Raw genomic sequence first — 21,114 nt, 5'->3', positions numbered from 1 at the left:
ACTTATTGGCCGGCGATCGGATAGAAGACGGGTTTCGGCAAAATCGATTGCGGTTCCCAGACACTTAGGCGGACGTCGTCGATCGTCGCTTCGCCGCCGCCGATCAATTCGAACATCACGCTGACTTCGCCCGCTTCGAGCGACTGTCGATACAGCCGAACGTTGGTCCAATTCGAACGACCGCGAACCAGCACGCCCATTTCTTGGCCGCCGATTGAGTCGTAGACCAAGACACCTTGGTGGGGGCCACCAAAACCTAAGGTCTGAACGGCGGCATCGATCCGGATTGCCGTTCCCGCGGCAACGCGGACTGAGGGGCTGCGAATTTGGACGATCGTTCCCTCGTATCCGCCCGGCAACATGTCGTCGCCAATCGGCGAGACGCGTGCTTGCAACGCCCCCGGGCCTTGAAACGTGCCGCGTGTGATGTGACGCACTTCACTGTTGGCTTGCGATGTCATCCGCTGCCCAAAACTCCATCGGCCCGGCCCCATCAAATTTTCGTCATCCAGCGAACCGCTGGTCAACAAGTTCTTGCTCCAGCCGGCTTCGTCCATCAGTGGGCGCCAGATCGTCTGAATTTCTGCCGCACCAAAGTCCATCGGCGGACTGCTGGTTGGCGAGGGCCAATCTGGCATCAGTGACTCGGCGAGTTGCCAATCGCTGCGCAGCGCCCATGCGTCGGCGCGGCGAGCCATTCTTAGCGTTTGTTCGGTGTCACCGGCGCGATACATCGGTTCGGATTGCATCAAGGTCTGTTCGGCAACGTCTACCAAATTCGACGGAGCTCGGCGATCCGACGCGCGAGCGGCGGTGGCACGATTCCAACTCTCACGTGTCCTTCGTACCGCTTCGCTGGCCAATTGCCAACGATCCAAACTGGCCTGTCGCGCAAACTTGGCTGCCGACTGACTCAGCAACGCACCCACGCTTGGATCCGTGCTCATGACGATCAATTCGGCAGCATCCGGTGACACGATTTGCAACCGAGATCCCGTCGATGTTGCTTCGGGGGTCATCCGTTGGGCGGAAAAATTCGTCAATCGCCAAACGGTCTTCGACGCGTCTGAAGGAGTAAGATTGATTTCGAGGGTGTCGCCATCACCGGCTAACACTTCGCTGCCGCGAGTCGCAATGGAAGTCAAAATCAAAACGTCGGTGTCGTTGGTCGCCAAGCGAGTGCATCGATAGGGAGCGCCGACGACGGGTGGTGCTGCAGCGGCCGTGGCCGAACTGACCCACGGCGCGATCATTGCAATCATGCGGTTGACGTAACTAAGCGACATCGCCCGGCTGTTGTCGAATGCTGCCCCCGACGACAGCGGCCGTGTTGATCGATACAGAATGGCTTTGGGGGTGCATTCGAGTGCTCGCATCGTTTGCAGCCACATCGAATGCCATCGGTATCCCTCGGGCGGCGGTGCGCCGATCGCGCGGGCGATCGATTCGGCTTGGCGGACCATCGACTCGGGCGGCATGCTGGCGATACCAACGGCTGTTTCGACTCGGTCGCCGATCCGCCGATGAGCCTGGATCATTTGCGACACTTCTTCGCCACCGCGGATGCCCCGAACTCGTGTCGGCAAGTCGTCAATGATGCCGTCGACCAGTGGCGCGTAATTACGCCAAGCTTCAGACGGTGCTGCGATGATCGGTCGTTGCCATCGCGATGGCCAGCCGCGCAGCATTGATGACGTCATCGCGGCCGAGTCGACTTGGCGACTATCAAGTGCTTCGCCCATTCCGATATACCACGCCAAAATCGGATCTAGCAGTGCTTCGATCGCAGGATCGGGGCTGGCCGGCGGTGGGGCATAGATGGCGACCCGTGCCTGGCTGGCCTCGCCCAAAATGTTGGCATCGGGCGGACTCGACAGCAATACCGCATCGAACCCCAGCGAACGAACCCAGGCTAGGGGTTCGCCGTTATGCTGAAGGATTCGTGTGACTTTTCCGACCGGAAATGCAGGACGACGGATCAAGGTGCCAGGATTGCTGTCGCCCAGATGATCATTGGTGCCACCGGAAACGCGAGCCGATCGTTGGCGGTCGGTCAAGCGGGCCTCGCCGTCGCGGGCGTTGCCCGTGCTGACGCCTTCGGCCATCGGGACGAGCCCGTCGACGCGCAATTCGTCCATTCGCAGGGCCGTCGTGCCGGGCCCCGCGTAGGCGTTGATCACGACCGCGTCGACGAAGGCATCGGACAAGTCAGCATCGCTGCCGTACTCACCTCGCATCGCCATGTTTTTTAGTTTTAACTCTCGCTCGATCATGCCAATGCCGATCGTCGCGAACTCGCCTGGCGTCGTGTACTGGGCGCCGTAGATGATGACTGACTTGGGGCGTCCCGTTTCCGGATTGTGCAAAAACGGATAGCGAATGCGAAATCCGATCTTTGCGCCTGGTTTGGCGCTCATCACGGAAACTCGGACCAGTAGATCATTTAGGGGACGAACCGGTTCAATTGGGTAAACCAAGATCGCTTCGCTGCCGTTGGTTGCGACGAACGAGATCGATTCACAGGCACCGCCGTCGACTCCTCCGTCGACTAAATGGTCCTGTTTGACAACCCGAGCCTGACAATCGGACTGGCCTAGATGCCAGCGCGGCGGATACGAATCGAGCGAATCAATGATTTGCGATTGGGCTTCTGGCGCGACCACGCAGTGGCAAACAATCACGGTCGTAACGACAACGAGTGTCCAAGCAAGTTGCTGCCAATCCGAACGAGCACGCACGGTTTGCCTGGACGGCAGATCCGACGTCGATTTGCGTTTCGTTGAAAGTCTTTTTGACATTGGAATGTTGACCACCGGGGCGGCGGCCGGAACAATCGCGGAAGTCGATTCGATCTTGTTTCCGCCCGGCACATCTACCAGGCGAACCGTCGCTGTGGACCCCGAGTTACCCCTCGGAAAGCCCGGCCGATCCAGTTGGCAAAACGAGTGTGTGGAAGGAATGCGACGTGGTGTTGATTTAGAACCACATTTGATTCGCAGCCGCCACCACAGACGCAAGCCCTTTCCATACCAAGATTTAAGTGCTGCAAGCAAGGTGAAACCGTGTTGCCAAAACGCACCGTTGCGTTTTGACATCTTTGTCAGCCCGTGTAGCTTAAGTTGTTTTCTGGCAATGGCTTATGTTGATCGGTTGTGATTTGCCGAAGGGATACGGCACCGCAAATGCAATGGATGGCCTGTCAGACAAAACAGCCTCACGCTCTCACTCGCAGCTCACAAACAGGACGCGAAATATATGTTGCCAAAGACCATCGGATCCGCTCAAGCAACCGCCGACGACACACCGATCGAGCTGCAAGAAATGGCGAAAGCGATTGACTCGCTGCCCGAACGTTACCGAGACGTTGTGGCACCCGCGATGCAACGCGTTGTCGAGTGCAGCACTCGCCGCCGCCGTATTCTGAACTTGGTTCAAGAAGCGTTGTCGCAACTGCGATTGGACATGAAGTATCTGATCTTCGACCTCGAAGCGACTCGCCGTGAACGAGACCAGTACAAAGAAATGTTGGAAAAAGATGGTCTTCTCTAGGACCGTTTTTATTCGACTCGTTGTCGGTCTTGTCTTTGCTGGATTGTTGTGCATGAATTTTCAATCCATCATTCGCGGCATGACCCAAAATCATGCCGAACTAAATGACAAGGCAGACGACCCAACGCTGCGGCCAATTCGATCGACCGGTTCGCCATCCGAAGTCGCCGATCGCATCACCGATTGGGTCAACACCCAGTCGAACTGGCAGATTATTTCACGCGATTCGCCCAATGAATCGGGCGAGATTGCGTTGCACCTGACACGCACGACCGGCTTGTTCCAATTCGTCGATGACATTCACGTGCGAGTGGTCGACGATGACAATAGGGGGGCATCGCGAATCGAAGCCGAAAGCCAATCAAGGGTTGGCAAAGGTGACTTGGGTCAAAACGCTCGTAACCTCCGCGAGTTGACCGGCGCGTTCCGTTAAGCAAGTCGGCGGTGTTCCCCACCGCCCGAGCGACTTTCTTTCCATTACACTCTTGAGCCAGAGAGTCTCTTTTCCAGAGGCCGATTCTCGTTTCAAGTTTTAGTGTCTTGTCGAATGTCAAAGTCGATGCTGCAATATCGTAAGTCAACCGACGTCCGCGTCGATTCTGTGAAGATTTACTATCTGCCCGTTCGGATGCGGATGCCGCTGAAGTTTGGGCCTGAATCAGTGTCGTCAGTGACATGCGTGCGAGTCGCGGTGACAGTTGCCGGAGCGGATGGAAACACGGCGACCGGTTGGGGCGAGACACCGCTGTCGGTGACCTGGGCTTGGCCGTCGGCGACAATGTCCTACGCTGATCGCTATGAAGCGATGACGGATTTTTGCGGTCGACTTGCAGTCGCTTGGCAATCTCAATCGTCGACTGGGCATGCGTTGGAAATCGGTCATTCTTTTATTGACGGCGTTATGCCTGGAATGATCGAAGCGTTCAATGCCGACCGAGGCGATGAAGCGATGCCTCATTTGGCCGCGCTGATTGTTGCCAGTGCGTTCGACATTGCCACGCACGATGCGTACGGAAAGCTGCACGACGTCGATGTCTACGATACCTATAACGCCGAATACCTTTCGGATGACTTGGATCATTATCTAACTGCCGAGGAAGGCAGCGGTGTCTCGTTCGTCGGTAAGCATCCTGCTGATTTCTTTGTCGATTCGGTGCCAACTTCGATGCCGGTCTGGCACTTAGTTGGTGGTTTGGATCCGCTGGAAGATTCGGATCGGAACGGGTCCGAACCCGATGACGGCTATCCAGTCACACTGCGTCAATGGATCACTCGTGATGGACTTGATTGCTTGAAGATCAAGCTGCGCGGTAACGATAGCCAGTGGGACTTTGAACGTGTGGTTCGTGTCGGCGAGATGGCAATCGAACTTGGGGTTACCGAGTTGTCTACGGACTTTAACTGCACTGCAAAGACGACGGACTACGTCAATGAGATTCTCGATCGATTGAAAGCCGAGTACCCGGAGATCAGCGATCGCATTCTATATGTCGAACAGCCGTTTCCGTATGATTTAGAAAAGCACCAGATCGACACGCATTCGGTGTCGCAACGGAAGCCACTGTTTCTGGACGAGAGCGCCCATGATTGGCGTTTCGTGGCACTCGGGAAACGACTCGGTTGGACAGGAGTCGCATTGAAGACTTGTAAGACGCAAACCGGAGCATTGCTGAGTCTGTGTTGGGCAAAAGCGCATGGGATGCCGCTGATGGTCCAAGACTTAACAAATCCGATGCTCGCTCAGATTCCACATGTTCGGCTGGCAGCCTATGCGGGAACCATCATGGGCGTCGAGTCCAATGGGATGCAGTTTTATCCCGAAGCTTCCGCGCCCGAGGCTAAGGTTCATCCAGGAATTTACCAGCGGCGTGGCGGCAGGCTTGACCTATCGACGATCCGAGGTGCCGGTTTTGGCTATCGCCTTGATGAAATTCAGCGTGATTTGCCGCTGTCGGACTGATGCCTATTGTCAGAGGATGGCATTTAACAATTCCACCAACAATGGCCCCAGAATCGTGATCGTAACCAGCGCGACAGGATACGCGGCGACGTAGCTGGTAACCGGCTGACTTGATTCGGTAGCCGTCGTTAGTACCGCCAAGCCCGGCGTGGATGTCATGCCACCACAGGTAGCGCCAAGTGACTGGAATAGCGTTAGCTTGAAGACAAACCTTGACACGCAGTATCCTACCATTAGCGGAACGCAAACGATCGCAGCAGCGACCAGACACAGCACCGGACCGTGCTCGGCCAGTACTGGAGCGATGCCCGTGCCGGCGTGGATTCCGGCATCAGCTAAGAACAACGCCAACCCGCCTTCGGTCATCAACATTTGTGCCGCCGGCGGATACGATCCGCGTATCGGCCCGATGCGGCGAAAGTGACCGAGGATAAGTCCGACCATAAGCGGGCCCCCGGCGATTCCAAGTGATAGGGACATCTCACCAAGCTGCAGAGACACACGTCCAACTAGGATTCCGACGGCAAGGCCGACAACGAGTGAGAGCAGATCGGTTTCGTTCAGCGCGCGGGGGCGGTGCCCGACGACACCTTGAATCTTTGCCAAGTTGGCCGACTCGCCGACCAGCGTTAGAGTGTCACCAAACTCGATCCGAGTTCGTCCGGATGGAACAAACTCCATCTCGTGACGGCGGATGCGAGCAACGGTGACGCCGTATCGTGATCGCAGTCGTAGCTCTTGCAGCGTATGGCCGTAGATTTCGGGTGACGTGACAACCAGGATTTTGCGTTGGTGGTCGGCGTCTAGAATCGCTTCTTCATCTGTAATGATGACGCCAAGCGTGTCGGCAACGCGGTGTAAATCGCTGTCCGCTCCGACAAGCATGACGTGGTCGTCCAGCCGGAATGCATAGTCAGGTGCAAGCGGTAGCCAGCGGCTGTCGACTTGGACGCGAGAAATCTGGCACCCCGAGTCTTTGAATACTTCTACTTGACCTGGACGGCGGCCAACGATTGCGGGATTGATGATTTGGACAGACCGTCGTTTGATATCCGACAAGTCAGATGACTCAGACTGCGATGACGACGAATTACCATCCTGCCCCGCAGCGGCGGTCGGTTCTCGTTTTCCAAATTTGATGGCCAGTTGAACAAACAGGACAACCACCACAATACCGATCGGGTACGCGACGCCGAATCCGACGGCAACGTTTGCAGGTTGTTCAACGGCCTCGGTGATCGCACCAAGGGCAGGAGTGCTGGTTAGAGCGCCCGCCATCAATCCGCCGGTAAGGTCGGCCGGCAAGTCGAATATTTTTGAAGCTGCGGCTGCGACACAGACGCCGGTCATTACGATCAGCCCACCCAAAGTCGCCATCATTCGGCCTTGCGACGCTAGCCCACGAAAGAAAGTCGGACCTGCGGAAATACCAACGCAATAGACGAACAGTGCCAAACCCAAAGTGCCAATTCCGTCTGGAATCGACATCTCTCGATGCCCAGCAAGCAACGCGACAAACAGGATTGCGGAGGTTCCAAGCGAGATTCCGAAGATTGAAATTCGCCCGACTAACAAACCTACCGCGATCACACCAAGCAACACTAAGAGCGGACTCAATCGTAACCCCAACACAGTCAAATGATCTTGGCTAACACAGTCGAAAACCTAAATCGACTGCGTAAGTATCTCGGACGGGTCGGTTCTAAACGATCGCATCTCGCGCGACGATACCAGCATCGATTAGGGTAAGCAAACATGCCACAAGCATCGCGCAACGGTGGTCACGACAACTCGATCGATTGCTCGCTAAATCAATCGTTCTAACGCTGTGCGGTTACGCACGTAAATAGCGTGCGGAAGCGCAAATTTGCCAGCGATACGTTGATCGAATTCAGTCCTGCCGCTGGCGAGATGCGTTTGGTTTAACCAATCGATCGCACTTGTGCGGTGAACTCATTCCGAAACTTTTGCTTAAGGGCACTTTCGTATCTTGGAATTCTCGCTCCGGGGTCAGGGCTGGGAAGCAAGTGCAGGGTACGAAGCTTGGTCAGTAGCGGACCCCACCGTCGACATTCCGCTGGCACTTGTACGCAGTATTTTGATGTGGCTAACACACGGCTCGTCTTGGTCGTCTGCGCAGGCGTGATTCCGTTGGTGAGCGATGAAAATATCGCCCCGTTTCGAAACGTCCATTCGTTCAATTTCGCCCGGTTGGTGACCATTGAACAGAGTGCCGATCCACTTCAGTGTTTCGGCGTCCCAAATGCCCACCTCACCATCGTGGCTTCCCGTAATGATGTTGGATCCGTCGGGCGACATCGTGATCGCAAGTATTTCGCGAAGGTTCTGTTTGGTAGATACGTTGGCATTCCAGCGCTCGCTGCTGGCCAATGGTTTACCGTCCAAACTTAAGACGCGGATACGCCCATCTCGGCATCCGACATAAACGCGTTGTCGAGGATGATCAACGCAGTGCGAGCGGACATTCAGCATGCCGTCGGTAACGGTGGTTTGTTGAGGATCGGTCGCGTTGGAGGTCTGTACTCGGTGGCCAATCAATAACGCTTTGTCATTGTCGGTCAACGCGACCGTCTCAACACGCGTGTCGGTTCGGAACTCGCTAATGGATTCGGCATGAAGTAATTTGCCTGTCGTAGGGTCTACCGAGAGATCAATCCATTGCATGTCGTACTGGCCACGACAGACGCAAATCCGAGATCCTGATTCGCAAACCAGGATTTGATGCATCGCGATATTGTTGTCTCCGACAATCGGAATGAACGGTAGCTTTTGCCACACGTTGCAGACCTGGGAAGTTGCGGGCGCTGTTGAGGACCCCAAGACTACTTGACCGTTGTCGAGGCCAAGGACAGCCCAGTTCCCATTTGGCTCGACAGTCACGGTACAGACCTCGATACCATCGGGGTCTCGTAAAAGTGTTCGCTCACCTGAATTCAAGTTGAATCGTTCAACCGATCCGTCAAGGTGTCCGAGGATAAGTGCTGTTCCGTCGGGGGTAAGGTCAACGACCGATGCGCCCTTTTGAATTGATATTTCTTGGCGAGATCGAACAGGCTTGCTAGGATTCCAGGTGACGATCGATCCGTTCTCTGCACCGCTGATAATATTGCCGGCCCTATTCATTGCAATCGCCGTTACCGATGCGTCATGGCAAAGGTGCTGTACCGATGGTCGGATTGGCATTTTCGGGTCTGTCGTCTCGGTGATTGTTGCCAAATCCCAAAGCAGGACAGCGCCGCCAAGAGTGCCTGCAACGACGGCGGTTCCGTCATCCGAAAAACGCAGACTTCGCAGATCGGAATGCTCGCCCAATAACGTGTACTCGACAAGCTCATTCTCGGTTTGGTGGACAAGTGCAGTATGACTGTCGGAAGACGCGACTGCCGCAAACCAAGTTCCGTCGGGCGAGCAAGCAAGACGCCGGATGTTCGGCGATCCTACTTCTGCCAACAACTTTGTTGAATGCGGTGCTGTCACGCTTCCTAAAACGAGATGGTTTGATTCCGGCGAATGCAAGAGAAGGTCATCAGGTGTAAAGGCGAGATCTTCGTTTCGGCGATCCGACGTCACCAGAGAAACCTGCGACGGATCGGAGAGGTTAAAAACATGGATAGGTTCGTACCTTGTTCCTACGGCTATTTGGCTGCCATCGGGCGAGAAAGCGAGCGATTCGATTGTCGTTACAAAACCGGAAAGACCATTCTTGTAAGCGACGGGTTGGGGCGTTTCGAGATTTAACGGTCGGAGTGATCCGTCGGACGGTGATATCGGAATAAACTCGACGACACCGCTACCAAACCACCACGATGCATTTTCTAGCGTCATCCCAACGGCGATCCAGCGAGCGTCTGGCGAGACAGCTAGAGCACGAATTTCGGCGCCTTGCGTTAAGGCCGTTTCATGAACCAATTCGCCAGTGTCTCGGTAAACGCGAACCAGGTTTGACTCCGCGGCGATGGCGAACAAATTGGTTCCGGGAATCGACGCGATTTCCGTGATGCTGCCGTTGAAACTCGCCGCCTCGCGTCTGCCATCAAACGCAATCGATCGTAGCAATTGCATGTCATATCGGGCGGGTGCCTCGCTTCCTCGGTAGCCGTCGATTTGACGAATTAGTGACCGTGCGGTCGCTGAATCGTGGTTGCTGATTGCCGCGAACGCATCTTGCATGTCAGATCGAAATGCAATTTCGATGGCTTTGCTTTTACTCTGCGATGCAGCATCGAGAGCCTTCGAAAGGGCGATGCTATGTTGACGCAATTGTTGGTTGTTCCAACCGAACAACAGGATCCCAGCGACGATCAAACAGACCAGAGTCGCAGCGAGACTTGAAACGACCGGTTCGCCTCGCAAGCCCCGCCATATTCGCTCTGACCGCGAACGCGGGCGTGCCAAGACTTCGCGACCGTCACGGAAACGTAGCAAATCATTCGCCATTTCCTGTGCTGACAAGTATCGCTTGGACGGATCTTTTTCTAACGCCTTCAAATAGATTGCATGCAGATCCGTCGGAATTGTGAGTTCGGATTCTTCAATCCGATCAATCGGTGTTACGCAGATCTCGTGGAAGAGTTTTGCAGTTGAATCCGATCGGTACGGCATTTTTCCGGCTAGCATCCGGTACAGCAACAGGCCAAGTGCGTAGATGTCTCCGCTGCATGCATTTGCGTTCTGGTCGCCTCGGATCTGTTCAGGTGACATGTACAGAATCGTTCCGGCCAACCGGTTGTTGCGTTGTTGACTAGCTTCCTTGTCGATATCCAGGACCAAGCCGAAATCGGTGAGTCGAGGCGTGAAGGGCAGCAGATCGTCAGCCGCGCGCTCCGGCGACAGCAGCACGTTGCTGGGTTTGATGTCTCGGTGAACAAGCCCGCGACCGTGCGCGTACGCAATCGCCTTGCTAAGTTTCAAAGTGATTTCGGCTGCCCAAGACGGTCTCATCGATGAACCGTCTTCGATCAAGTAATCCGCTAACGTTGGCCCGTCGCAAAACTCGGATACGAGGTAGACACCGGTTTCGTCCGTGAGCACTTCGAATAGCGGAACCAAGTTGGGATGATTCAGTTTGGCGGCAGCCCGCGCTTCATTCAATCGATAGTCATCATCGGCCGTTTGAAGTCCCGGTCTCAATGCGACTGCTTTCACGGCAACATCACGCTGGAGAACCGTATCAAAGGCGCGGTGGACGGCGCCGAAACTGCCTTCGCCCACCAGTTCGCCAATCGCAAACCGGCCGACAGTCGCTGGCACGGTTAGCGGCAATTGCTTGCCGTCGGTTTCGTTGATTGAACGCGTGCTGCCCGGACGGATGGTTCGCTCGAGCAGTTTAAGAATCGAAGCGACGCGAGACTTGTTGACCTTCTTGAGCCATGACTCATCGCCCTGGTGACGCAATAAGTCCTCAATGCTCGCAGAGGTCGTCTCGTCGTTGTCCCTTAACGCGTTAGCAAGCGACGAACTGAGTTTATACCAAGATGATGGTTCACGAGGTGTCTGGCTCATCTGATCGGCTTTCGTATAACCGCCACAATCGGCCACTGGTTAGCCATCCACTGTTGGTCATCGTTTCGCCCTGTGGTTTGCGATTTCCAAGTGTTCATGCATCGATTGTAGTCAATGCGACTTTACGGTGCACGATGGAGTGGCTGTGGATTTTACTTGTCTGCGATGCTAGTTTTGGGCTTTTTATGGAAATGGCGTCTCTTTGCGATACGTCTGGTTTCCTGGTTGGTCGACCGAAGTGCGTTGCGATTGTGGCAACCCGTTCGATCGGAATGGGCGGCACAGGCGGTTTGCTTGGCCGGCAGTTGCAGTCGGGTGATCTGACTTGCCGATGAGATGTTTGTTCACCCAATCCATCTCCCTGGTTTGGGACTCGCTCTTGATCGATTGATCCGATGATGCCGCCGCGGTTTTCCTCCACGTGACCGCGTGCACCAGTGCAACGTCGACATCTCAACAATCGCTGAGTCGGTCCCAGCGATTCTTGCGTGGCGATTAATCCATGAGTCATTTCGAAACCGCCGTCAATCCTGAAGACGCCGAGCTAAAAGAAGCCGTTTCCAATACACGGCGCAAGACCCCGACAACATCTCGGTCGGCGCAATCGCCCTTGGAAACTTATCTCCGAGAAATCAACGAAACGGCGTTGTTGACCGCCGCTGACGAACAGGAGCTCGCCGGGCGAATCGCTCAAGGCGACGTGATGGCACGCGACCGAATGGTTCGCGCAAACCTCCGGTTGGTCGTCAACATTGCTCGTGGCTACACCGGCAAAGGGCTAGGCCTGCAAGACTTGATCGAAGAAGGCAATCTCGGGTTGCTTCGCGCTGTCGAAGGCTTCGACCCAAGTGTGGGAACGCGTTTTAGTACCTATGCAAGTTACTGGATTAAACAGTCCATCAAACGCGCTCTGATCAACAGTTCCAAAACAATTCGCATTCCTGCTTACATGGTCGAATTGCTTAGCAAGTGGCGACGCGCAACCGCTCGGTTGAACGAAGAGCTCGGTCGCACGCCAACCAACGAAGAAGTGGCACGAATGTTGGGCCTGCCGAAAAAGAAGTTGCCAATCATTCGCAAAGCAATCCGCATCAGTAACAGCACCCCGCAAAGTGATCAGTCCGAATCGGGGTGGTCGCTGGGCGAAATGGTGATGGACGACCGAGTCAAGGCTCCCGACGAAGAGATGCTCGACCACGACATCCTGCGTCACGCGATGAGTTTGCTAGGTGACTTGGAAGATCGCGAGGCGACGGTTTTGAAACTTCGCTTCGGCTTGGACGGCGACGAGCCAAAAACACTGAAAGAGATCGGCGCCGAAATGGGACTGACCCGCGAGCGGGTTCGACAAATCGAGACCGAAGCATTGCGGCGTCTGGCTGACGGTTTGACCGATCCACGCGATCGCTAGTCAAAAACTGGGTTGATTCACGCCAGCCCGCCTGGCAATTAGAATGGAGGGAAGTTGTTCGTCCCAACTTCCTTCCTATGAATCTCACCAAATTGCCATGCGAATCTCGCTCAACTCTCTCGCAGCGTTTCTGCTGCTTACCAGTCTCGCAATGTTTGTTTGTGAGTCACCCCCTGCGAAAGCTGACGATCCCGCCAAAGCAGATCCCGCAAAGAAAGAAAAGTCTGCGGCGCCTGTTTCAATCTTCAAGGATAAAAACCTAGAAGCAGCGGTTCGCGCCGAAGTCTACGCGAAGCGAAATTCCAGCGATCCGATCGTGGCGAGCGATGTGGCCAACATTTCGCGAGTGGTCGGTAAAGGCAAAGAAATCGCCGATCTTTCGGGGCTAGAGCACTGCAAGGCTCTGATGTTGATCGACTTCGAGAATAACCAAATCAAAGATTTGACGCCGATCGCCGAACTGAAACGGTTGCAGTCGGTAACACTAGCCGGCAACAAAATTCGCGACATCAAGCCACTCCAAGGATTGGTGGCGATGCAATTGTTAGATTTGTCAAAGAACCAGATTGACGATCTGGCGCCGATCAAGGAAATGTCTAATCTGCGAACACTGTATGTCGCGAATAACCAGTTGAAGTCGATCGAGTCGCTTTCGTCACTAACGAAGGTTTGGTCACTCGATCTTTCGCAGAATCAGATCAGTAACCTGTCGCCGATCCGCAAGTTTGGTTGGTTAACGACGCTGGATATCACCGGAAACGAAGTTGAATCGCTTGAATCGCTTACCGAACTTCACGAGTTGGACATATTGATGATGTCGCGCAACAAGGTCAAAGACCTTTCGCCGTTGGTGAAAATGTGCCGGAAAGATGCCGAGGGCGATCGCCGTTTCGCGCCGTACTTGGACGTTTATCTAGGTGAAAACCCGATCGACGAAAAAGCCAAGACGCAGCAGGTCAACAAGCTGCAATCGTTTGGCGTTGACGTGTACGACCAGTGACTTTGCCGCGTTCGTCAATCAATGTATAAAAATGAAGCGAAGGCGGTCAAACGTACGGGCGTGGTGGCACAATTCACCAAGATGAATCGCCATTATCGACCTTCGCGAAGGCGATAGCCCAAAAGATCATCGAGATCAGGTTCGGCTTCAATTGCCTTGACCGTTCGTTCAATGTCGTACACGACTCGACGGAATTCAAGTTTCTCGTCATCGTAGATGACGTAGCAACTTCTTGAATCGCCGTCACGTGGTTGTCCCACACTGCCTACGTTGACCAGCAATCGCTGAGTCTTGTCGGCGACAGAGTATCCGAAACCCGTGTCGATGGGGCGGATGAATCGCAGATCGCTGGTGAAGACGCCTGGGACGTGAGTGTGTCCTTGGAAACACAGGTGAGTGACCAGCGAGAACAGCTTTTCCATCTTCTTGATGTTTTGCGTGTCTTCGGGAAAGACGTATTCGTTGGTTGGGCTGCGTGGCGATCCGTGAACGAACATGGTGTCGCCTTCGTCGACCAATCGCGGCAACGAGCACAGATATTTCATCCGCCGCTGGCTGGCTTCGGGGCCGTCTTGACCGCATTCGATCTGCGAACGAGTCCAAAAGATGGCTTGTTCGGCGGCGATATTGAATCCTTCCGGATCGAATAACGCGCTGCTGTCGTGGTTACCCAAGACGCAGAAATCAAATTCCATGACCTGATCGAGGCATTCGCATGGCGACGGGCCGTAACCGATCACATCACCTAAACAAACGATGCGATCCACATTTTCGCCGCGAACGTCTTCCATAACGGCTTCGAGTGCGGCTAAGTTTCCGTGGATATCACTTAGGATGGCGGTTCTTGTCACATCAACGTCCGTGCTTCAGGCGATCGCCCAGCGCGTCGGACAGATCAGGAATGTTGTAAATCTTGTTGGCCGTTTTGTCACGATCGTAATCGACGCGGCGATACGTCAGTGAATTTTCATCGGTGTCTAAAATGACGTAACACGACTTGTTATTGTCATCGCGTGGTTGACCGACGCTGCCAACGTTGGCTAGCACCTTTTCGCGACCAAGTTTGTAGTGATGGTCGCATTCATCAGGGGAAATGAATTCGCATTCTGTGGTAAATACACCGGGAAGGTGTGTGTGCCCCATGAAGCAAAACTGGGAAACCTTGCCGAATAAGATTTCCATTTTTCGAGTGTCAAAGACGTATTCAGGGAATACGTACTCGTTGGTGGGGTCACGCGGGGAACCGTGGACGAATTTGAACTCGCCTTCATCGACTTGGCGTGGAAGTTCGCCAAGGAAGTCCCATCGCTTGTTGATTTGCGCCGACGAGCCAGGGCCGTTATCAAGTTGGTCGCGAGTCCAATAAATCGCCTGAAGTGCCATCGGATTGAACCCATCTGGATCAAACAGGGCCGCTTGATCGTGATTCCCTAGAATCGTGGCTTTGCAGTGCCGAATGACCAAATCAAGGCACTCGCAAGGATTAGGACCATAGCCGATGATATCGCCCAAGCAATAAATTTCGTCAACCGACATGACATCAATGTCCGCCAGCACCGCCTCGAGAGCTTCGAGGTTTCCATGGATGTCGCTGATCAACGCTCGCTTCACCGGTGAATTCCTGGGGCTTCGATGGGGTTTGGTTTGGCCGAGTCGGGCAAAACGTAATTGTAGAGTTAATCAAAAATGACCGGCAATCCCACAGACATGGATTCCTTTGCGACCAACTTGGACGTTAAGCATAGCCTGCAATTGGCAATCGAGACGACATCAAGAGCGGGGTCGGTGGCGCTTTTTTCCAATGATTGCCCCGTTCGATCCGTCTCACTCGACCCAACGCGTCGATCTGCCGCAACGATTACAACCGTGATCGAATCAGTTATTTCCGATTTGCGGGGACCTGTTTCCGGATCGCGGGGTTCAGAACAGCGGATTCAACTCATATCGATTGCCGCTGGTCCTGGATCGTTCACCGGACTTCGAATTGGCGTGACGACGGCAAAGACGTTGAGTTATGCCCTGCACGTCCGCCTTGTCGCGGTCGATTCGTTGGCTGCGATCGCGGCTGCCCAGTTCGACGCGAATCCTTCGATTGACGAGATTCTGGTCGCTTTGGATGCCTATCGAGGACAAGTTTTTGAAGGCCGTTTCCAACGCGCAACCTTGTTGCCGCCGATCGACTCGGATTTGTCGGGATGGTCAGCACTGCCGGACGACGTGCGAGTTCGGCCGATGGCAGAGTTCCAAGGGGACCTCAATCGTGACGTTAGTTTTCAATCCGGGACACTTTCGATCGCCGGTGACGCCAAGCCATTTGGTGCCCTGGCCGATCGACGCATGGAGCCTGCCTGTGACGCGATCGGCGTCGGACTGCTGGGGCTGCTAGCCGCAGCCAAAGGCGATTTCGTCAGCCCGATGGAATTGGTGCCTCGGTATTTGAAGGCAAGTTCAGCAGAAGAAAAGGCAGCGGAAACCGGTTGATGCTGGTGCTTCGTTCATCGTCGACAAGATCCATTACCGCCAGCGTTCGTATTCAGACCTGCGCTCTTGCGACGACTCGGTGGAAGTGCAGATAGACTTCGCGATTGACGACTCGGCGCACGCCTTCGACCAAGCATGCGGGCTCGTTTTCTCGGCCGCCCTTTTCGATGATCGTTTCGAGCGATGTACCTGGTGCGACCGAGAAGGTTCGTTGGTTGATCGTTTGGTTGCCTGCGTCGAGTTCGGGAATGATGAAGTGGCACGTGGCGCCAAAGGTCAGCATCCGAGCGGCGAAGGCATCATGGTAGGGACGAAATCCTGGGAACCCAGGCAGCAATCCGTGGTGCAGGTTGATGATCCGCCCCCCCGCGTACTGCCAACAAGTCGATGGCGGCAAGACGCGCATGTACCGGGCCAGCACGATGTAGTCGACGTCGAACTCGTCGAGTGCGACCACCATTTGTGAATCATCAGCACTGCCTTGGGCATCACCAATCATTCGGAACGGGATGTCAAACTCGGCGGCCAGTGGTGCCAGCTTTTTTCGGTTGCTGATCAGCACCGCTGCTTCGGCATCGATCGTTCCGTCGGCGATCGCTTCTAAAACGGCGCGCGGTGTGTGTTCGACATACGTTCCACAGACCGCGACGCGAGGTTTCTTGCCGGGGTGTCGTTGGCTGCCCCAGACTCGGATCGCAAGTTTGGTGTGGTCGCCGATTTGCCGCATCGCGTCGACCAGCGGTTCGTACTCGTTCGGTGGAATGTCGATCCGACAAATCATCGCGAACAGTTGTTCTTCGTCGTGGTCATACATCTGGATTTCCGCGATCCGTGCCCCCCGTCCTGTGACGTGGTGAATGATCGGATCGGCCAATCCAACGTTGTCGGGACCGAGGGCGGTAATGACGACTTCCACAGTATTGCGAACTCCCAAACAATGACGCTGGCCGCATCGGGTGATCGGCCATCTGGACACAGTATTCTATGGAACGTCGTTTTTGCCGACCCCGGGATGTCGCGTTTGGGGGGAGTTCTCGTGGCGCTGCTGCCCGTCGACCAGAGTTATAGGGGCAGAATCGGGCTGAATTGGCACGGGGCTTGATCCGGTTTGTGGCTTTGTTACCGTTTCCCTACTGCCGCCCATTATTCTAGGCAATTTGTGGTTCTACGCAATTTATGTCTTGGGCAATTAGCGGTCATCGATCACTCTGCCAGCCGTTTTGGAATCTAACAGCATGTCAACCATCTCGCCTCCGACCAAACGCCGACGCAGCGACTATCCGAAATCCGAGAACTTGTGTGAACACTGCACGGCCAAGTGCTGTCACTACTTTGCGTTGGCAATCGATGAACCCGACGTTCGTCGCGATTACGATTTCATGCGTTGGTACTTGCTGCACGACCGGGCTAGCTTGTTTGTTGACGACACGACTTGGTACTTGCTGGTCCACACGACGTGTAAGCACTTGCGAGACGATTACATGTGCGGCATTTACGAAACTCGCCCACAGATTTGTCGCGACTACACGACGGCGGAATGTGAGTTCGAAGACGATTGGTGTTACGAAAAATATTTCGAGAGCCCCGAACAAATCGACGAATACGCCGACGCGCTCTTCGGTCCTCAGTTTCCCGAGGCCGATCGTAAACCCGAACACTCGCTAAGAAGCCGAAAGCCGTCGGGATTGCCGATTGCTTAAGCAGCACGCACTGTTCCAGTGTTCCGTCATCCGTTCGATCCTTTGCCAGGTTGTTTTCTGGCCTACTGCCGAGTCCCCCATCCCATGTCGCTGATTCAACCTCGTACCTTAAAAGGCTTTCGCGACTACTTGCCCGCTGTGATGATTCCTCGCGAGCAGATGATGCAGACGGCGCGGACGGTATTCCGGTCGTTTGGGTTTGCGCCGATCGATACGCCGGTGCTCGAGTACTTAGAGATTCTGTCGGGCAAGGGAAGCGACGAAACCGATCGGCAAATTTACCGATTCCAAGACAACGGCGGACGTGACGTCGGCATGCGGTTTGACTTGACCGTACCACTCGCTCGGTTTGCAGCCCAGCACATCGGCACGCTGGGAACTCCATTCAAACGTTATCACATCGCGCCAGTATGGCGGGGCGAGAATCCGCAGGCGGGACGTTACCGCGAATTCGTGCAATGCGATTTTGACACCATCGGCACGACATCCGTTTTGGCCGACATCGAGGCTGTTGCGGTTATCAATCAACTACTTGAGGCGATCGGGTTCGACCGGTTCACGATCAGCATCAACAACCGCACCATTTTGTCTGGATTGTTGGATCAACACGGTCTGGCCGATAAGACCGTGCCGGTGCTGCGTAGCCTGGACAAACTGACCAAGATTGGGCGCGAAAAAACGCACGAAGAAATGTGCCGCGTCGCAGAAATCAGCAGTGAACAAGCTGATGCTGTCTTAGCGCTGGCAAGTTGCGATGGTGAGGCCGAGGAAGTCTTGGCTCAATTGCCGGCCATCACATCTGGCAACGCGACTGCTGCGGCGGGAATTGAGCGATTGACTGAAATTTATCGCGGTGCGTTGGCGTCGGGTGTGCCGGCGCGACGTTTGAAGTTGGACGTCTCGATTGCCCGCGGCTTGGATTATTACACGGGTGTGATCTTCGAAACGACGCTCGATGACTTGCCCGAGATCGGCAGCATCTGCAGCGGCGGTCGCTATGACAACTTGGCCGGTCTGTACACGAAACAGCATTTGCCGGGCATTGGCGCTTCGCTGGGATTGGACCGATTGTTGGCCGCGATGGAGCAACTGAATCTGTTGCCCGATGCGTCAACGCCAGCGCCGGTCTTGATCGCCTATTTTGACGAAACGCACCGTGACGATTACTTGAAAATGGCTGCCAATTTGCGTTTGGCCGGCATTGGGACCGAGGTCTATCCCGAACCCAAGAAACTTGGCGCTCAATTGAAATACGCCGACAGTCGTGGTTTTACCGCTGCGATTGTTGCCGGAGGAAACGAATGGGCCGAGTCGCGTTGCCAAGTCAAAACGCTGGCCACCAAACAGGGCGCTGACGTCGCCTACACACACGACAACCCGGATGCTTTGGTTGCGGCAGTGCAGGCGATCCTGCAAGTCTGAGTGATCAATCTGGCCGGCCTGTAAGTCTTCATTCGGCTGCCAAACGCAGGGCGTATGCGTCTAACGCAGTCGATTTCAACGCAGTCGATTTCAACGCAGTCGATTTCTTAGTGGCTTGATGATTTGGCGTGGTACGAACTTGGCCAATTGTTCGTCGTCGTCGCTGAGTGCCGCGATCTGTTTCAGCAGCGAGCTGCTGATGTGTGCGAACCGTTCGGCGGCCATCAGGAACAGCGTCTCGATGCCGGGATCGAGTTGATGGTTGGCCATCATCATTGTGAACTCGCCCGCGATGTCCGTCAGCGGCCGGATGCCACGAATCATCACGTGGGCGTCGACGCTGCGAACAAAGTCAACGGCCAAGCCCTGGAAAGTCTCGACCTGAACGTTCGGCAACTCGGCCGTCACTTCGCGGACCAATTCGACTCGTTCCGTCGGCGCAAACAGCGAGGTCTTCTCTGCATTGGTGCCAATGCCGATCACCAATTGGTCAAATAGCGGCGCAGCCCGCCGGATGATATGCAGGTGTCCCAAGGTGATCGGGTCGAACGAGCCGGTGTAGACGGCGATGCGCGGATCAGGCATCACAATGGGCCAAACAAAGGAGTGGATCGAGCTGGTTAGCAGAACGAGCGAGCGACTTCGACCAAACGGGCAATATCGTCGTCGTTATTGTAAGCATGAACGCTGGCTCGTACGCCCTTGCCTCGGCAACTGGTGACGACATTTTTTTGGAGTCCCCGTTCGCGAAACGTTGATGGATCGATGCCGGGGACCGAGAAATTCAGGATACCGCTGCGTTGATGGGTGAGCGTTGGCAATTCGGTGGTCGCACCAAGAGATCTCAATTGCGAGTCCAAGCTTTTGATGAGTTCGACGACCTGGTTCTGGATCGCATCGTTTCCATGGACGCGGCGGATCTGCAGAAAAATTTCCATGCTGGCCGCTAGCGCCGTACCGCCGACCATGTTGGCCGAACCGGGCTCGAAACGCGTTGCGTCGTCCCGAAGTGCGAACGTGGGAGCGTTGAAATTGGCAGAGTTCTTGACGCTGCCCCATCCCACGTTGGTGCATCGAAGCAGTTCCAAGTGCTGGCGACGGATCATCGCAACGCCAGCTCCCTCCGGACCAAGCAACCATTTGTGACCGTCGGCGGCCAAAAAATCGACCGGAGTTTGGGCGAGATCAAGCGGGAACACTCCTAGTCCTTGGATCGCATCCAAAAACACCAACACGCCCTTTTCGTGGGCTCGTCGGACTAGATCGTCGATATCAAGACGGAATCCGCTGGAGTAGCCGACCCAACTAACCGCGATGATTCGAGTCGAATCGTCGATGGCGTCGATCAGGTCATCGACGTGGACTTCGCCGCACCCATTGGTCGCACTTCGCCGAGGAATCATACGTACTTCGACGCCCTTGGATTGCTGGTTCATCCACGGAAACAGGTTGCTGGGGAATTCGCCGTCCGGCAGGATCACGTTGTCGCCAGACTGCCAGGGAAACCCTTCGGCGACGATGTTGATACCGGTCGTGGTGTTGGGAATCAGGCAGATTTCGGCCAAGGCGCAGTTCAACAGCACGGCCGTTGCGTCGCGCAGTCGGCCCAGGCTGGCCGACCACTGCGGCCAAACGGTGTCACCCTGGCACGCAGCTTGATCGCCCCACCGCTTGATGGCTTCGGTGGCTGGACCGCTCAGCGGAGCAACCGCGGCGTGGTCAAAGTACGCCCATTGGTCCGTGATTGGCATTTGTTCACGCCACCAGCCCCAAGGGTCGTTTTGCAATTTTTCCGCGTCTGCTGTAAACCCAGCCGCCGCGCTGGGTGTTATCCTAGCCGCCTTGGAATGATCGGCTGAAGAAATCGCCGAGCTGTTTTTACCCGTCGCCATCAAGAAATCCCGTAAAAAGACGCGTCAAGTTCCGAGCAATCGTCACATCCAGACGCTACTCTTTGCCGGTTTACTTTAGCGGGCCTTGATAGGCTTGGGAAACGCAGCGAATTGCAACTATACTGCGACCCACCCATGAATTCGGCACCCTGATGACTAATCTCCTGATCTCTGAC

Annotated in this window: 16 protein-coding genes; 8 read left to right on the top strand and 8 right to left on the bottom strand. The window is 55.1% G+C overall.

What is annotated here, in order from left to right:
- Window positions 1-2: 2 nt before the first annotated feature.
- Window positions 3-2,798, bottom strand: a complete 2,796-nt coding sequence (locus tag Poly59_RS13870; protein ID WP_146534708.1) for a hypothetical protein — start codon at window positions 2,796-2,798, stop codon at window positions 3-5.
- Window positions 2,799-3,255: 457 nt separating this feature from the next.
- Between Poly59_RS13870 and Poly59_RS13865 the strand changes: the two genes are divergently transcribed.
- The 3 genes from Poly59_RS13865 (at window position 3,256) to Poly59_RS13855 (ending at window position 5,509) form a co-directional block, all read left to right on the top strand.
- Entirely contained in the window at window positions 3,256-3,549 is a 294-nt protein-coding gene (locus Poly59_RS13865; protein ID WP_146534707.1) for a transcriptional regulator, read from the top strand.
- A 52-nt stretch (window positions 3,550-3,601) separates the two neighbouring features.
- Window positions 3,602-3,982: a DUF1499 domain-containing protein gene (locus Poly59_RS13860; protein ID WP_146534706.1), complete on the top strand. Its 381-nt coding sequence runs from the start codon at window positions 3,602-3,604 to the stop codon at window positions 3,980-3,982.
- 114 nt (window positions 3,983-4,096) lie between these two features.
- Window positions 4,097-5,509 carry an enolase C-terminal domain-like protein gene (locus Poly59_RS13855; RefSeq protein ID WP_222436104.1) on the top strand — a complete coding sequence of 471 codons (1,413 nt, stop codon included), beginning with the start codon at window positions 4,097-4,099 and terminating at the stop codon, window positions 5,507-5,509.
- A 9-nt stretch (window positions 5,510-5,518) separates the two neighbouring features.
- Here the strand turns inward: Poly59_RS13855 and Poly59_RS13850 are convergent, their stop codons facing one another.
- Together Poly59_RS13850 and Poly59_RS13845 are read right to left on the bottom strand one after the other, a co-directional pair.
- A complete protein-coding gene (locus Poly59_RS13850; protein WP_146534704.1) occupies window positions 5,519-7,126 on the bottom strand; it encodes an aspartate:alanine exchanger family transporter in 1,608 nt (535 codons plus the stop codon).
- Window positions 7,127-7,519: 393 nt separating this feature from the next.
- Complete coding sequence (locus Poly59_RS13845) at window positions 7,520-11,032, bottom strand: WD40 repeat domain-containing serine/threonine protein kinase (protein ID WP_146534703.1); 3,513 nt, start codon at window positions 11,030-11,032, stop codon at window positions 7,520-7,522.
- A gap of 502 nt (window positions 11,033-11,534) precedes the next feature.
- Here Poly59_RS13845 and Poly59_RS13840 point away from each other — a divergent pair.
- Window positions 11,535-12,443 carry a sigma-70 family RNA polymerase sigma factor gene (locus tag Poly59_RS13840; RefSeq protein ID WP_146534702.1) on the top strand — a complete coding sequence of 303 codons (909 nt, stop codon included), beginning with the start codon at window positions 11,535-11,537 and terminating at the stop codon, window positions 12,441-12,443.
- 97 nt (window positions 12,444-12,540) lie between these two features.
- On the top strand, window positions 12,541-13,443 hold the full coding sequence (locus Poly59_RS13835; RefSeq protein ID WP_246151641.1) for a leucine-rich repeat domain-containing protein: 903 nt from the start codon (window positions 12,541-12,543) through the stop codon (window positions 13,441-13,443).
- Window positions 13,444-13,535: 92 nt separating this feature from the next.
- On the opposite strand, the gene Poly59_RS13830 is transcribed toward Poly59_RS13835, so the two are convergent.
- Both Poly59_RS13830 and Poly59_RS13825 read right to left on the bottom strand, forming a co-directional pair.
- Window positions 13,536-14,294: a metallophosphoesterase family protein gene (locus Poly59_RS13830; RefSeq protein WP_146534700.1), complete on the bottom strand. Its 759-nt coding sequence runs from the start codon at window positions 14,292-14,294 to the stop codon at window positions 13,536-13,538.
- Window position 14,295: 1 nt separating this feature from the next.
- Window positions 14,296-15,054 carry a metallophosphoesterase family protein gene (locus Poly59_RS13825; protein WP_146534699.1) on the bottom strand — a complete coding sequence of 253 codons (759 nt, stop codon included), beginning with the start codon at window positions 15,052-15,054 and terminating at the stop codon, window positions 14,296-14,298.
- A gap of 75 nt (window positions 15,055-15,129) precedes the next feature.
- Here Poly59_RS13825 and tsaB point away from each other — a divergent pair, with 75 nt between their 5' ends.
- Window positions 15,130-15,924: a tRNA (adenosine(37)-N6)-threonylcarbamoyltransferase complex dimerization subunit type 1 TsaB gene (tsaB, locus tag Poly59_RS13820; RefSeq protein WP_146534698.1), complete on the top strand. Its 795-nt coding sequence runs from the start codon at window positions 15,130-15,132 to the stop codon at window positions 15,922-15,924.
- 52 nt (window positions 15,925-15,976) lie between these two features.
- Here tsaB and Poly59_RS13815 read toward each other — a convergent pair whose 3' ends face one another.
- Complete coding sequence (locus Poly59_RS13815) at window positions 15,977-16,840, bottom strand: formyltransferase family protein (protein ID WP_146534697.1); 864 nt, start codon at window positions 16,838-16,840, stop codon at window positions 15,977-15,979.
- A 319-nt stretch (window positions 16,841-17,159) separates the two neighbouring features.
- On the opposite strand from Poly59_RS13815, the gene Poly59_RS13810 reads away from it, so the two are divergent.
- Both Poly59_RS13810 and hisS read left to right on the top strand, forming a co-directional pair.
- Window positions 17,160-17,624 (top strand): YkgJ family cysteine cluster protein, encoded by a 465-nt coding sequence (locus Poly59_RS13810; RefSeq protein WP_146534696.1) that lies wholly within the window; start codon window positions 17,160-17,162, stop codon window positions 17,622-17,624.
- A 90-nt stretch (window positions 17,625-17,714) separates the two neighbouring features.
- On the top strand, window positions 17,715-19,046 hold the full coding sequence (gene hisS, locus Poly59_RS13805; RefSeq protein ID WP_146535297.1) for a histidine--tRNA ligase: 1,332 nt from the start codon (window positions 17,715-17,717) through the stop codon (window positions 19,044-19,046).
- Between the two features lie 90 nt (window positions 19,047-19,136).
- Here the strand turns inward: hisS and coaD are convergent, their stop codons facing one another.
- Window positions 19,137-19,631 carry a pantetheine-phosphate adenylyltransferase gene (coaD, locus tag Poly59_RS13800; protein ID WP_146534695.1) on the bottom strand — a complete coding sequence of 165 codons (495 nt, stop codon included), beginning with the start codon at window positions 19,629-19,631 and terminating at the stop codon, window positions 19,137-19,139.
- A gap of 35 nt (window positions 19,632-19,666) precedes the next feature.
- Complete coding sequence (locus Poly59_RS13795; RefSeq protein WP_246151640.1) at window positions 19,667-20,938, bottom strand: aminotransferase class V-fold PLP-dependent enzyme; 1,272 nt, start codon at window positions 20,936-20,938, stop codon at window positions 19,667-19,669.
- Window positions 20,939-21,114 lie beyond the last annotated feature (176 nt).

The organism is Rubripirellula reticaptiva (assembly GCF_007860175.1).
GTDB classification, from domain to species: Bacteria; Planctomycetota; Planctomycetia; order Pirellulales; family Pirellulaceae; genus Rubripirellula; species Rubripirellula reticaptiva.
Note: the sequence above shows the minus strand (reverse complement) of the source record. Positions and strands in the feature narration are given on the sequence as shown.